The sequence below is a fragment of the Novosphingobium sp. genome, from assembly GCF_036820275.1.
Classification (GTDB): Bacteria; Pseudomonadota; Alphaproteobacteria; order Sphingomonadales; family Sphingomonadaceae; genus Novosphingobium.
The window spans coordinates 1-13776 of the sequence record NZ_DAISLT010000046.1 but is presented as its reverse complement, the minus strand read 5'-3'; the positions used below and the strand labels follow the sequence as shown (position 1 = coordinate 13776).

9 protein-coding genes are annotated in these 13776 nt (G+C 63.2%); 5 read left to right on the top strand and 4 right to left on the bottom strand.

Annotated features, from left to right (window positions below; genetic code table 11):
* Positions 1-41 precede the first annotated feature (41 nt).
* Positions 42-323, bottom strand: a complete 282-nt coding sequence (locus V7066_RS24535; RefSeq protein ID WP_334185586.1) for a hypothetical protein — start codon at positions 321-323, stop codon at positions 42-44.
* A 132-nt stretch (positions 324-455) separates the two neighbouring features.
* On the opposite strand from V7066_RS24535, the gene V7066_RS24530 reads away from it, so the two are divergent.
* From V7066_RS24530 to V7066_RS24520, 3 genes are all read left to right on the top strand, one after another.
* Complete coding sequence (locus tag V7066_RS24530; protein ID WP_147221790.1) at positions 456-1649, top strand: AAA family ATPase; 1194 nt, start codon at positions 456-458, stop codon at positions 1647-1649.
* Between the two features lie 106 nt (positions 1650-1755).
* Positions 1756-2847 (top strand): ParB/RepB/Spo0J family partition protein, encoded by a 1092-nt coding sequence (locus V7066_RS24525; protein WP_334185585.1) that lies wholly within the window; start codon positions 1756-1758, stop codon positions 2845-2847.
* Between the two features lie 374 nt (positions 2848-3221).
* A complete protein-coding gene (locus V7066_RS24520; RefSeq protein ID WP_334185584.1) occupies positions 3222-4547 on the top strand; it encodes a replication initiator protein A in 1326 nt (441 codons plus the stop codon).
* Positions 4548-6278: 1731 nt separating this feature from the next.
* Here the strand turns inward: V7066_RS24520 and V7066_RS24515 are convergent.
* Positions 6279-6884, bottom strand: a complete 606-nt coding sequence (locus V7066_RS24515) for a hypothetical protein (protein ID WP_334185583.1) — start codon at positions 6882-6884, stop codon at positions 6279-6281.
* 572 nt (positions 6885-7456) lie between these two features.
* On the opposite strand from V7066_RS24515, the gene V7066_RS24510 reads away from it, so the two are divergent.
* Positions 7457-8725 carry a tyrosine-type recombinase/integrase gene (locus V7066_RS24510; RefSeq protein WP_334185582.1) on the top strand — a complete coding sequence of 423 codons (1269 nt, stop codon included), beginning with the start codon at positions 7457-7459 and terminating at the stop codon, positions 8723-8725.
* 275 nt (positions 8726-9000) lie between these two features.
* Here the strand turns inward: V7066_RS24510 and V7066_RS24505 are convergent, their stop codons facing one another.
* Positions 9001-10440: an ATP-binding protein gene (locus V7066_RS24505; protein ID WP_334185581.1), complete on the bottom strand. Its 1440-nt coding sequence runs from the start codon at positions 10438-10440 to the stop codon at positions 9001-9003.
* 1 nt (position 10441) lies between these two features.
* Positions 10442-11158 (bottom strand): response regulator, encoded by a 717-nt coding sequence (locus V7066_RS24500; RefSeq protein WP_334185580.1) that lies wholly within the window; start codon positions 11156-11158, stop codon positions 10442-10444.
* 175 nt (positions 11159-11333) lie between these two features.
* Here V7066_RS24500 and V7066_RS24495 point away from each other — a divergent pair, with 175 nt between their 5' ends.
* Positions 11334-13604: a TonB-dependent siderophore receptor gene (locus V7066_RS24495; protein ID WP_334185579.1), complete on the top strand. Its 2271-nt coding sequence runs from the start codon at positions 11334-11336 to the stop codon at positions 13602-13604.
* Positions 13605-13776 lie beyond the last annotated feature (172 nt).

Here is a 13776-nt window from a genome sequence, read left to right as displayed (position 1 = left end):
AACGCATATAGGTCGTTTCGGCTACAAATTAGTCGCTCGACTCAGACACGCCGCATTCGGAGCATGTATCGCTTCTTGGCCTCCAACCTTGCTGCTGATGGCAGGGAGAGTTCCACTGCTCCTACATGATCCAGGATATCGGGGCCGACGTCGGCTTCACCGGAATCAGGCCGTTCGCATGCGCTGGGTTCGCTATCGTCCCAACAGATTTTGCAGACAGCAAACGGATCATCCATGATGAAAACCGAATCGTTACCGCCGGTCATGAGCGGTAATTGAATCAACTCGATGCAATCGCCGGTTCGCCCAAGAAGATCGGTCATGGCCGCGCTCGATCTGGCGCAACCGGCCAGTAACCCACAGCTTGAAATCCCTTTATTCGCACGGGCACTCGACTGAACATCGCCAAATGCATATACCTGCAAAATCGTTCAAAATATTTGCGCAGGCGAGACATGCATTCACAAGTCGACCGTATCTCGGAAATGGCCCAGGCCGGCGAGAAAATGATCGAACGGCTGCGCCGTAAGGCGTTCCTGCCGGAAACCCGCAAGGGCCTGAACGTCCGCTTCGGTATCGCCGAAGCCGCAACCTTGCTCGGATGTTCGACGAATCGCATCCGCATGGCCGAGGACGACGGGCGCCTGCCCCCTCCCCCCGCCGCCGGCAACGGCCGCAGGCTCGGCTATACGGTCGAGGAGATGCTGAACATGCGCGAAGTGCTGGGCGCCTCTCCCGTCCGCGCACCGCTGGACGTTCCGGCGATGATCGCGGTGCAGAACTTCAAGGGCGGCGTCGGCAAGTCGACCGTCACCACCCACCTCGCCCACTATTTCGCGGTTCAGGGCTACCGCGTGCTGGTGGTGGATTGCGACAGCCAGGCGACGACGACGACGCTGTTCGGCTTCAACCCGCACTTCAACATCACCCGCGAAGAAACGCTCTACCCCTATCTCTCGATCGACCCGACCCAGGCCGACCTGCTCTATGCGGTCAAGCGCACGCCCTGGCCGAATGTCGATCTCATTCCGTCGAATCTCGAACTCTTCGACGTCGAGTACGAACTCGCCGCGGCCGGTGCCGATGGCCAGTCGGTGCTCGCCGCGCGCTTCCGCAAGCTGAAGCAGGGCCTGATGGACCTCGCCCGCGACTATGACGTGGTGATCCTCGATCCGCCGCCAGCGCTGGGCACGATCAGCCTTGCGGTCATGCAGGCGGCCAATGCCCTCCTGGTGCCACTGGCAGCGACGACGCCGGACTTCTGCTCGACCGTGCAGTTCCTCTCGATGATGGACCAGGTGCTCGAACAGCTGGTGGGCGCGGGGATCTCCGTAGACTATTCCTTCGTCCGCCTGATCTGCTCGAAGTTCGACGGCAACGACCCGAGCCACGAGATGGTCCGCACCATCATGGAGCAGACGTTCGGCCCGGCACTGCTGCCCGTGCCGATCCTGGAAAGCGCCGAGATCAGCCATGCCGCACTGCGCATGATGACGGTCTACGAACTGGAAAAGCCGATCGGCACCCCGCGCACGCACAAGCGCTGCAAGGCCAATCTCGACGAGGCGATGGGCCAGATCGAACAGCTCGTCCGCACCGGATGGGGCCGTTCGCAGCGCGTGGACGAGGACTTGCTGGTCAATGGCTAAGCCCCTTCAAGGACGCGGATTTCCGTTTTCCTACACGAACATTGTTCGTCATATGTTCTCGCCCGATTCTCGCCCCGAAAATCGCCAGCTTTCTTCGAGGTAAGCCATGGCCCGCAAGCAATCAGACTATCTCGCCGCGCTGCTTTCCGACGACGATATCAATCTCGACGACGACATCGCGCCTGCCGCCGATGCCGCGAGCGAGGAAAGCGCATCGCCGCCTCCAGCGCCCGAACCCAGGCTGCGCACCGAGCGGACGCGCGGCACCACCCTGCTGGGACGAGAGAGCGCCCTCGCCCGTGTCGCCAGCGGCGAAGTGCGGCAGGTAACGCAGCTCCTGCTCGACCCGACCCGTGTAAAGGTCTGGCCGGGCAATGCCCGTTCCTATGCCCACCTCTCGGAAGAGTCCTGCCGGGAACTGATCGATTCGATCGTCGCCGAAGGCGGCCAGAAGGTTCCCGCCGTGGTGCGCCGGCTCGAAGGCGATCCGGACTACGACTACGAAGTCATCGCCGGTACCCGCCGCCACTGGTCGATCTCCTGGCTGCGTCGTCACTCCTATCCCGATCTGCAGTTCGTCGCGCAAGTTGCGCAGCTCGATGACGAGGCTGCGTTCCGCCTCGCCGATCTGGAGAACCGCGCGCGCAAGGACGTGTCCGACCTCGAACGCGCGCGCAACTATGCCCAGGCCCTTCGCGACCATTACGGCAACCACATGACCCGCATGGCCGAGCGGCTGAAGCTTTCCAAGGGCTGGCTCTCGAAGATGCTGAAGGTGGCAGCCATTCCGGATGCCGTGCTGTCGGCCTTCGCGTCTCCCGCCGATGTGCAGCTGAAGCCCGCCTATCCGCTCGCCCAGCTTCTCGACGACCGCGACAAGGCTGCCGCCATCCGCAAGGAGGCAAGCCGCCTCGCCCGGGAACAGGTCAATCGCCGCACCGACGGCCGCCCGTCGATCCCGGCGCCGGATGTGCTCAAGGCTCTCCTCGCCGCGCCCGATGCGGAACGCGCTGCCCCGGTGCCGATGTTCATTCCTTCACGCCACGGAAGACCGATGGCTTCGGTTCAGTCGAGCAACCGCCAGGGCGTGACCTTGCGGCTGCATTCGGGATCGGGTGCGAACCGGGAGGAAGTGCTGAATGCCGTTCGCAACCTCCTCATCCAGCTCGACGAGGAAGGGCGCGGGCTGCAGACCTGATCATAAGGAGAAGGTCAGCTCCCTTCTTCGATCCATGTTGGAAATCGCGAAATGCAGGGGTCCCCTCCCCTGCATTTTTCGTATCGGCAACCCGTTTGCCATCCCGTTTCCCCTCGGTTGTTTCCCCGGGGAAACGCTTCGTTTTCCCTCCTTGGCCGACCTTCCTGAAATCGCGGTCCCGATTCAGCCTTCAAACTGCCGAAAACCACGCACAAGTTCTGCACAAGCAAGGTTCCCGGCGGTTTGCCCTGCCTCCGCCGCCCGGCCATGATGGCAAGAATCACCCGAATCCGTCGATTCTCGTTTCCCCGGGGAAACAGCGAAGCGCCGTGTCCGGGCCGTCCTGTCCACCGTCCTGAATTCGGAACGCAAGAATGAGTCGCCCACGCAAAGAGACAGGTTCCGAACAGTTCGACCTGTTCCTTCCGTATATCGCGGACCTGCCGCTGCGCGATCAGCGCGAGATGATGGAGCGCCCTTTCTTCAGCCTAGCCAAGTCCAAGCGCGTGAAGCCGATCGACTATACCAGCCCGGACAACAAGCTCTGGGTCCATGTCTCGGCCAACCCGGATTACGGCATGGCCACGATCTGGGACGCCGACATCCTGATCTACTGCGCCAGCATGCTCGCCGACATGGCGCGGCGCGGCGTCAACGACGTGCCGCGCAAGCTGCATCTCATGCCCTACGACCTGCTCCGCGCTATCGGCCGCCCCACCACGGGCCGCGCCTACGAACTGCTGGGCCAAGCCCTCGACCGGCTCGTCGCAACGACGATCAAGACCAATATCCGCGCCGAAAACCGCCGCGAAGCCACCTTTTCCTGGCTCGATGGCTGGACCCAGCTGGTCGACGAACGCACCGAACGCTCGCGCGGGATGACGATCGAGCTGTCAAACTGGTTCTGGGAAGGCGTGATGATGAAGGGCGGCGTGCTCTCGATCGACCGCGCCTATTTCAACATCACCGGCGGACGCGAGCGCTGGCTCTACAAAGTCGCGCGCAAGCATGCAGGCGGGGCAGGGGAGGGCGGTTTCGCGATCTCCATGCCCGTGCTCTTCGAGAAATCCGGCGCGGAGGGGCAATATCGCCGCTTCAAGTTCGAAATGCTCAAGCTCGTCGAGAAGGACGAGTTGCCGGGCTACACGCTCTCGCTCGAAACTGCGCGCGACGGCGAACCGATGATCCGCATGCGCCGCATCGACGGCAAGGGAGGAGCCGAAAAGGGCCTTCCGGCTGCGCTGCCGACGAGCGCGGACGATGCCGAAGAGACGGTCGAACGCGCCTTCTCGTCTACGCGAACCGCTGCCAAGGAACCCGCGCGCAAGCCTGCCCGTTCCCGTCCGGTGGCCCGAAAGGTCTCACCCGCCGATCCGGGTGCCTCCACCGTTTCCCCAGGGAAACCGGGAGCGTCCCCAGCGATGGAAGAGACGGCCGGCCGGCCGATGGTCGATGCCAGCCAGCTCATCCGCCGGACCGTCATCGGCCTCTCGGAAGCCGCCACCCGCGGTTTCATGACCGATGATACCATGGACTACCTGCGCCGGACCTGCCCGGGCTGGGATCTCCATGCCCTTCATGCCGAGTTCGAGAGATGGATCCATGCCGCCCCGGAACGCACTCCGGCGGACTGGCAACGTGCCTTCATCGGATGGGTCAAGCGCCACCACGAGAAGCACGGCCGCAACTTGCGCGGCTGATCTCCGCCCCGAACTGACCACCCGCTAAACGAAGGCCCCGCAGCTCCCACGCTACGGGGCCTTTTCCTTTGCGCATTGCCCGTCCGAGACGAAGCCGATCATCCGACCATTGCCCCTGGCGCATCGGCGCTCGCCCAGGGAAACGCGGGGTCGCCGATGCGATCCGGCCATGATGATCTGAAGTGGCTTCCGCCCGCTCCTGCTTCGCAGAGCCTGCGGATCGTTCCCTGGCTTGCTGGCTTGCCGGCTTCCCCCCCTTGCCAGGCCTGCCCCGCCTTCGGGAACGTCACTCTTTTCTCCGCCTCGATCGCTTAATTCCCATCGGCGTTCTTTTCCGGTCGCCTGCGAGAAGCGCGGGCCTTTTCCTCATCGCCCCCCTTTCTCGTCCCCCCTTTTTCATCATTGCCGCGAAACGGCATCGGGAAGCCGAAACCAAAGGGGTCGCGTCCAGAAATGGCCGGAAGAGGGCGCCATTGTCCAAAGCTTGGAAGGCATACGCAAAGCCCGTTCCCGAAGTGTCGCGTCTGACGTCGAATGGAAATGCGAGCGCGACCGTGCAAGCGATCGGGAAAGGCGGATTGAACCTTTCCACACGGACCCCCAGAAAAAGTGATTCAAAAAATCGACGGATTTTCAGGCCTTCGACACACCAGGAACGCCCAAATTGCATGTTTCGACCCTTCGGGAACATCCTTTCGATCCTTTGGGAACAGCCCTTCGACCCTTCAGGAACGGCACCGCCGACACTTCGGGAACGTATCGACGACACTTCAGGAATGGCCCGAATTTGCGAATCGTGAGATTCCGCGAGAAGCCCGCGCGAAACCGGCCGCGTAACTTTTCTAACGGATTCCTTCTAAAGAGCCTTCTAACCCGAACTGAAGCTTTTTTAGGGGGGAGAAAGCCTGAAAAGGGCTGCGCGATCTTTCACCGCCGCGCCTCGCACGCGGTCGCTCAGGGCGCGTCACCTCAATCATCCGCCAACGGTGGAACCTGAGCACCTGCGTTCGTCGCCCTTCCCACTTTGAATCATTTCTTACGCCCGGCGAGAGCAAATGATTCAACGGAACACCGGTGCGCGGCAGGGGAACAGATTCAGTTGCGAAAATTTGCCCTCAGAAGCCCGTACAGCGCTTTTAAACCTCTTCCGCACCCTACCCCTCGCCGATGCCGTTTTCGGCGTTCTACGCGGCTCGACGATTGGCAGCTGAAAACCCTAGGTTTTCCGCCATTTCCAGCAATCGGGCCACGGAATCGGGCAATTGGGGATCTCAAACGGGTGTCATCGCGGCACCATCATTGTCGCTCAGCCCTGATCTTTAACCCGATACCCATCGCTTCTCGGAGGAGTGGGAAATCGACTGCGCGATCGCCGGTGGCAAGATGCGGATTATGCTGTGGAGCCACGGCAAGTCGGACGAGCGAAAATCGACGCCGCCAAATCAGTCTCTCCTCGCCGAGCGATCAAGCAGTTGAGGGATCGCCCGCATGCCCGTTCGTATTCGGTCACCGCTCCGACGCCATCTTCTGTCGGCGGTGAGGGCAGGGGAACGTAACCGCGCAGCGGCAAACGCAGAGGCAACTAGCGCGGCTTTCGATGCCGCGAATTTTCGGGTGCCGCTCGCGAGACAACGCGCAAAGCCGAAAGGGTCCGGTTATCGGCGAACCAAACTGCCGGAGACGGCGTATCTGCTACATCAAATCGATGGATCTAACCTGGTGTCCTCGACCTTAGATCGTGGCTTGATATCGCCGGAATGACGCTCCCTTGGTGATTTCCCGGAGGAGACCGGCGGCGACGGCTTCATCGAGCAGGTCTGCGGCGCCCTGTCGAGACAGGGAAAGATCCCGGGCGGCTAGAGTACCACCGCATGAGGGACGCAGTGCCGCGTACTCGACAAGCTTGCCGAGTTGCGATGTGCGCCTCTTTGTTTGCATGGTTTCGTCCAGACGACGCTCCCATAGCCGCAGCCGGGTGTCGAGGCGTACAAGCGCCATTGCGCCGCCAGCCAGTGCCTGGAGCCAGGCAACTCGGCACCGCTCCAGTTTCGCCTGGCTCGAGAGGTCGTCGTAATCGTCATCGATGCTGCCTAGAGCGATTTTCGCCCAACTCTGTCTTTGCTCCATCAGCCCGATTGCGACGGTTCCGCCGGCGGAAAATCCAGCCTCGCCCATGCTGTAATAATCGCCGAGCATGATTCCGATAGGCAGATTGCCTTGAAGCAAAGGCCCGACGGTCAACCAAGCCGCGGCGAGGTCGGCGCCTGCAATTGCTGCGGGCATGGCATGGGCATGGGCTACGGCTCTGGCCCACAATTCGATTTTGTTCTCGTTCATTCCTATGGGCCGGCGTATGATCTCGCCAATGTCGTCGGCGTTCCCGAGGGTCTCAAGCCACTGAACAACACTCGCCGCAGTCGGAAATTGCCGAGACGAGGGAGGCATATCGAAGGCCTGCACGAAAGCGTAAGGCCAACGCCTGTAGGAGTGAGGCGAGTACCCGTAGTCCATTGCAAGGTCGCTGGGGGCGACAAGCTCTCCCTCGACATGCCCCAACGCTTCCTGCTGCAGAAAGCGATATTGGGCCTTTAGGATCGCTGGTTTCGGGGATAAGATCACTCGTTCATGAGCGCGCGCGATAGCGGCCTGAGCAGCTCCGAAGGCTATCAGCACGGTTTCGCTAGAATTTGACATAGGAATAAACTCATACCGTTATGAGGCTATTGTCAAGTTTAAGCCCCATTAGCTTGACGCCTGACGATTGAATTTACGCGCACTACTGATAATCCATCTTTATCGATAGTTGAGTTGTGCCGGTTTTGGATCGATGCTAAAATATCGGTGCTACGGGGCGGGGCTTTTGCCGCGCCAAGGTCAACGATCCCGGTTCAAACGAAGGGTGGAATGCGATGGGGAAATCGCCGCCTTCGCCTGTTTCAAGCGCCGCCGGGGATGAGATCGTCATCGCCGTTTGTTGCCCTGGCGAACAGACACTGCCGAAACGCGGCTCGGGCGGGGCGATCGACAGGGTTGCGCAGCTCACAGCGCAAATCGGCGCTCTGCTTGTTGCGGACGGCTCCATCGACGAAGCTTCCTTCCGCAAGGCGATCGAAGCGCGAGCCCCTGCCAGCGTAAAGGCCCTGGCCAACGATCTGGAGGACTATGCTGCCTACTGTCGCAGCAGGCGGCTGGCTGGTCTTCCTGCCACCGAGGCGCGGATTGTCCATTACATCGAAGATTGCGAGGCGCGGAGCCTCAAGCCGGCAACGGTCGCCCGACGTCTCGCTTCCCTTGCCGTGATTCACAGTTTCATCGCCAGTACCAGCCCGACCAAGGGCGAAGTCGTGCGCGATGCCATGCGTGGACTGCGTCGCAGACGCGGTGTCGCTCAGCGGCAGGCTGGCCCCATTCGGCTCGGCGACGACGAACCGGCAACGGCGCCTGCCAAGGGTATCACCCTCAAAGCGCTGCTCGAAGCCTGCGAAGCGACCCCGACGGGTCTTCGAGATGCCGCGCTTCTCTCCCTGGGGTATGACACGGGCCTGCGCGTCTCCGAACTCGTTGCGGTCCGTCATGCCGATATCACATTGCAGGATGACGGCTCTGCCCACCTGCTGGTTCCTCGCTCCAAGGCCGATCAAACGGGGCAGGGGGGCTACGCGTGGGTCTCGCCGGAAACGGTGCGGCGGATCGTGGCCTGGACCAAAGCAGCCGGCATCGGCCAAGGCGCGCTGTTTCGGAGAGTGGCTGTTCGCCGTTTCAAGGCGCATGAAGGCACAACAGCCGCGCCGATCCGCGAATTGGCGTGGAATCATCGGAGCGGCGCAGAGCGTCTCGGCGTCAGTCCTCCACGATCTGCGCGGATAGAATATGCAATCGGGGAGCACGCGCTGACACCGGCCGCCGTGCGGCTGATTATCAAGCGCAATGCGCAGCGGGCAGCCGATCTTGGCCATGTTTCCCTCCAGGGCAGGGCGCTGGAGGTTGCGATCGCGACGCTCAGCTCCCATTCCTTGCGCGTCGGCCTCACCCAAGATCTGTTCGCAGCCGGAGAGGATGCGGGGCCTATCGCCCAAGCGTTGCGCTGGTCGTCCCCCACGACGGCACTGCGTTACGGGCGCCAACTGGTACCGGCATCCGATGCAACGGCCCGTCATCTGCGCGGTCGACGCAGTTAAACCCCGCTCTTAAAGGCGAACTTGAACGCGCAATTGCTCATGGGCGCGACGGTGATCCACGCCGTAGCTGAGGCTCGGACCGATGGGGTTGCGAACGACTGCTCTCGTGAAGGACCGAAGAAACGGCCCGCCTCCATTCCGAGACAGGCCGACGAGGTGTTCCTTTGCAGGAGTCCCAATCAGGTGAAACCACCTGATGACTCGGAAAATGCGGTAAAACAAAAGCCTGGAGCACTTGATCCGATGGAATCGGATCGGAAGCTGGTCCAAGCCGATCAGCTGTCGGCGGCCGCGCGACGCGGGAACGTCACGGTCGCCTCCAGGCCGCCGCCTTCCCGGTTCCGCAGCCAGAGCGCGCCGCCGTGCGCCACGGCGATGTCGCGGGCGATGCTGAGGCCGAGGCCCACGCCGCCCGAGGCCACGTTGCGCGAATCCTCCTGCCGGTAGAACGGCTCGAACACCATTTCCAGCCTGTCCTCGGGAATGCCCGGCCCGCGATCGGCGACGACGATGGTGACAGTGCTTCCGTCTCCGCGCAGCACGAGTTCGGCGCTGCCGCCATAGCGCAGCGCATTCTCGACGAGATTCTGGATGCAGCGCCGCATTCCTTGCGGGAACCCTGCCAGAGGCGCTCCGGTTGTGCCCGAAAGCGACACCCGCGCGCCCTGTTCGGCCTGGGCTGCGCGTATTTCCATGACGATTTGGTCCAGGTCGACCTCCGCGCAGAGGTCCTCGTCCGTGCCGCCGCGCATGAAGGAGAGCGTGGCGTCGACCATCTCTTCCATCTCGCCCAGGTTCTTGCGGAAACCGGCCTTCAGCTGCTCGTCGGGAAGCAGCTCGGTGCGCAGCCGCAACCGGGTGATGGGAGAACGCAAGTCGTGCGAGACCGCTGCGAGGAAGCGGGTGCGTTCCTCGATATGGCCGAGCAGCCGTTCCTGCATCGCATTGAAGGCCTCCGCCGCGCGCCGTACTTCGGGCGGGCCGCCGGTTTCCAGCGGCGCGCTGCGGATATCCCGTCCGAGCGCTTCGGCGGCGTCGGCCATGCGCTTGAGCGGCGCCATCGCCAGCCTCACCGCGAACCAGGTCAGCGCCGCCACCATCAGGATGCGCAGAAGATAGATGCGCAGGACATAGTCGGCGATCGTCCCGATGCGGTCGAAATCGGCGCCGTTCTCGTCCTCGCGCCCGGTGGCGACGAGCCAGGGCTGGTCGGGGCGAAGGCGCACGGCGACTTCGAATTCGGCCAACGGGTCGCGCGCGGACATCATGCTCCAGCTGGTGGCGGCGCGGCCCCGGTCGTCGAGCAGGCGAGCGCCGATGGTGCGGACTTCGACCGGGCGGCCCATGTGCACGGCGATCACCTGGGCCAGCAGCAGCGATGAGCGCTTGAGGTCCGGCGCGGGCTGGCCTGCCTCCGGCAATTGCCGCGAGAGGTGCAGCGAGAATCCCGGGGCCTGCAATTCCCGCGCAAGGGCAGGGCGCTCCTGCGGGGGGCGGGCGTCGAGCAGCCGCAGCGCGTCAGCCACCCGGGTCGCGAAGACGCGGGTGGGGATCTCCAGCATCTGGCGGCGGCGGCTTTCGAACCAGATCGTGCTGGTCAGCAACTGGGCAAGGATCACCCCCGCCACGAGGATACAGGCGATCCGCGCCGAGAGCGAAGTGCGCCGGAAGGTGCGCAGGCAGAATCCGGCTGCCGTCTGCAAAAGGCTCTTCATGTTAGGCGGCGTCGACCACATCCACCGAGAGCACGTATCCGCCGTTGCGCACGGTGCGGATCAGGTGCGGGTTGCGGGCATCGTCGCCCAGCAACTGGCGCAGGCGGCTGATGCTCATGTCGATGGCGCGGTCGGTCGGGTCGCGCTCGCGGCCATAGACCTGCCGGGCGAGGAAGTCGCGGCTGAGGGTTTGGTAGGGATGGCGCAGCAGCGTGCGCAAGGCGAGAAAGTCCGACCCGCCGACGGGGAACGTCTCCTCGCTCGCCGCTCGCCGGAGCAGGGTGCGCTTCACGTCGAGCTGCCAGCCCGCAAAGGCGATGACGTCCGGCTCGGCGGGGGCAGGCGGCGGCGCGCTGCGTTCGGTGCGGCGCAGGACGACGCGGATGCGGGCGAGCAGTTCGCGGGGGTCGAACGGTTTGGGCAGATAATCGTCCGCGCCCATTTCCAGGCCGACGATCCGGTCGATCAGCGCGCCTCGCGCCGTCAGCATGATGATCGGGATGTCATGCCGCTCGGTAAGCGAGCGGCAGAGCGAAAGGCCGTCGGTGCCCGGCAGCATCAGGTCGAGGATGATGAGGTCTGGCGTTCCGGTTTCCAGATGGCGCCACATCGCCTCGCCGTCCGCGACGCCCTCGGCGTCCAGTCCGGCCTCCCTGAGGTAGGTGCAGAGCAGGGTGCGAATATCGGCATCGTCGTCGACGACGAGAATGGCGCTCATCGGCCCTGTTCCTGCAAACTCTGCCCCATGGGACAGATCCGCTCCGTTACATACGGTGACAAAGCGCTTCGGCTCCTGACAAAAAAGCACAAATCCACGGATTTACCCTGCTGCGCCCGCTGATAGGGCGCCTCCTTATTATGCGAATGATTTGCATTATTAAGGGGGTTTTACCGTGAGACAAACGATTTTCGGCCAGCCCATGCTGCGTGGCTCGCTTGCGGCGCTCGCCGTCGGTCTGTGCTTCGCGCAGCCCGCCTTCGCCGATGACGCCGATGAGGATTCCATCGTCGTGACCGGCCTGCGGACCGAGGATACCAAGTCCTACACCGGCCAGGAGGCGAGCATCGCCATCGGCCTGCCGTTGAGCCTGCGCGAAACGCCGCAGACCGTCACCGTCGTCACACGCCAGTTGCTCGACGACCAGCAGATCGAGACCATCGACGACGTTCTGGGCACGACGCCGGGCGTCACCTCCTACGCCAACGACAACGCGGGCCGCACGACTTATCGCGCGCGCGGCTTCGACATCACCAACTACCGCATCGACGGCATGCAGGTGGACGGCCAGACAAACTTCAGCGGCGGCGGCGCCTCCACCAACCTGGACCTTTACGACAGCGTCCAGATCGTGCGCGGCGCCAACGGGTTGCTCGGCGGCACCGGCGATCCTTCCGCGACGATCTATCTTCAGCGCAAGCAGCCCGCGACCACGCTCGGCGCCAGCGGCATGCTGACGCTCGGCAACTGGAACAAGCGCCGCGTGATGGGCGATCTCAATGTGCCTGTGACGACGGACGGCGGGGTACGTGCGCGCCTGGTCTTCTCCGACGAGAGCACCGATACGTTCCGCGAGCGCGAGCACATCGACCGGCGCGGCATTCTCGCCAACGTCGCTGCCAATCTCGGCCCGCAGACGGTGCTGAATGGCGGCATCCAATATGAGCGCACCCGCAACGACGGCGCTTCCTGGGGCAGCAACGTCTCGATCTGGTTCGCGGACGGCACTTTGGCCAACCTTCCGCGCAAGACCAACCCGGTCACCGACTGGAGCGTCGCCAAGCGCGAATCCACCACCGCTTTCGTCAATCTCGACCATCGCTGGGACAATGGCTGGCATCTCAAGCTCGGCTATGCGCGCACCGACGGCGAGACCTACAACAATATCGGCGTCGCCAAGGTCAACAATGCCGCACGCAGCGTGGGCGGCTTCGCGGGCTTCTGGAACCAGGACGGCACCGGCGGCTACCTCAACGGCATCCACTCGGAATACGAGAGCAGCCGCGACAATGTGGACGTCACCCTGAGCGGTCCGATCCACCTCTTCGGGCGTGAGCACCAGTTGATGTTCGGCGTCAACGGCTACCGCGACAAGGTGACCGAATATGCCTTCAGCGCGGCGCTGGGCAATTGCAGCATCGCCGGCGTCGCCCCCTGGAGCGGCTGCCAGTATCGCGCCGCGGGCCTGCCGATCGACGACTGGCGGACCTGGGACGGCTCCTATGCGAACTACGAAACCTTCCGCACCGACGCCCGCGCCGTGGACAGGACGCGCAACATCGGCGGCTATGCGGCGGGCCGTTTCAGCCTGATGGACGGCCTGACCGCCATCGTCGGCGGCCGCATCAGCGACTACAAGGCCCATGGCGGCGACTATAACATCTCGAATGTCTGGAAGGCGGATGCCGCCACGACGCGCCAGAAGGGCGTGTTCACGCCTTACGCCGGGCTGGTCTATGATGTGACGCGCGAAGTCTCGCTCTATGCCAGCTATACGGACATGTTCACGCCGCAGGGCAGCTTGCGCGACGAGAACGACAACCTGCTCGATCCGGTGACCGGCTCCAGCTACGAGGCGGGCGTGAAGGGCGCTTTCTATGACGGCAAGCTCAATGCCTCGCTCGCCTTCTTCCGCAACAAGCAGAGCAACGTCGCGGAGAGCACCGGCCTCCTTAACGACGTGACCGGCGAGACGATCTATCGCACGGTCGACGGCGTGATCTCGAAGGGCATCGATCTCGATGCCTCGGGCGAAGTGCTGCCGGGCTGGAACCTGTTCTTCGGCTACAGCTATCTCGACGTGAAGGGGCTGAGCTACCAGCGCGATCCGCATCATGTCGTGCGTCTCTCGACCAGCTATACATTGCCGGGGGCGTGGAACCGCCTGACGATCGGTGGCGGCATTTCCAGCCAGAGCAAGACCGAGTGGTCCACCAATCCCGGCCGTCCGCTGGGCAACGGGCAGTATGATGCGACGAATCTGACGGTCGGCGGCTACACGCTCGTGAACCTGATGGCGCGCTATCAGGTGACGGAGAACATCCAGCTCTCGGCCAATGTCACCAACCTGACGGATAAGACCTATTACCGCCAATATGGTTTCTATGACGGCCTGATCTACGGCGAGCCGCGCAGCTACAGCGTCACCCTGCGGGCGCGAATCTAGCACTGCGGAGCGGCATGGGCCGGACCGAAAGGTCCGGCCCTTCTGTTTCCGGGCGATTCGATCGGCAAAAGCGGTGAGAGCAAGCGATAGAGCCGCCGAAACGGCGGTTTTCCTGGGTTCTGGTTCAATATGAAGTTTTTTTGAAATTAGGTTGTTGACCGAATCATTGGGC

What these genes read in the sequence shown, in the direction of transcription:
- V7066_RS24535 (WP_334185586.1), bottom strand. Translation starts at nt 323, where the DNA reads ATGACCGATCTTCTTGGGCGAACCGGCGATTGCATCGAGTTGATTCAA.
- V7066_RS24530 (WP_147221790.1), top strand. Translation starts at nt 456, where the DNA reads ATGCATTCACAAGTCGACCGTATCTCGGAAATGGCCCAGGCCGGCGAG.
- V7066_RS24525 (WP_334185585.1), top strand. Translation starts at nt 1,756, where the DNA reads ATGGCCCGCAAGCAATCAGACTATCTCGCCGCGCTGCTTTCCGACGAC.
- V7066_RS24520 (WP_334185584.1), top strand. Translation starts at nt 3,222, where the DNA reads ATGAGTCGCCCACGCAAAGAGACAGGTTCCGAACAGTTCGACCTGTTC.
- V7066_RS24515 (WP_334185583.1), bottom strand. Translation starts at nt 6,884, where the DNA reads ATGAACGAGAACAAAATCGAATTGTGGGCCAGAGCCGTAGCCCATGCC.
- V7066_RS24510 (WP_334185582.1), top strand. Translation starts at nt 7,457, where the DNA reads ATGGGGAAATCGCCGCCTTCGCCTGTTTCAAGCGCCGCCGGGGATGAG.
- V7066_RS24505 (WP_334185581.1), bottom strand. Translation starts at nt 10,440, where the DNA reads ATGAAGAGCCTTTTGCAGACGGCAGCCGGATTCTGCCTGCGCACCTTC.
- V7066_RS24500 (WP_334185580.1), bottom strand. Translation starts at nt 11,158, where the DNA reads ATGAGCGCCATTCTCGTCGTCGACGACGATGCCGATATTCGCACCCTG.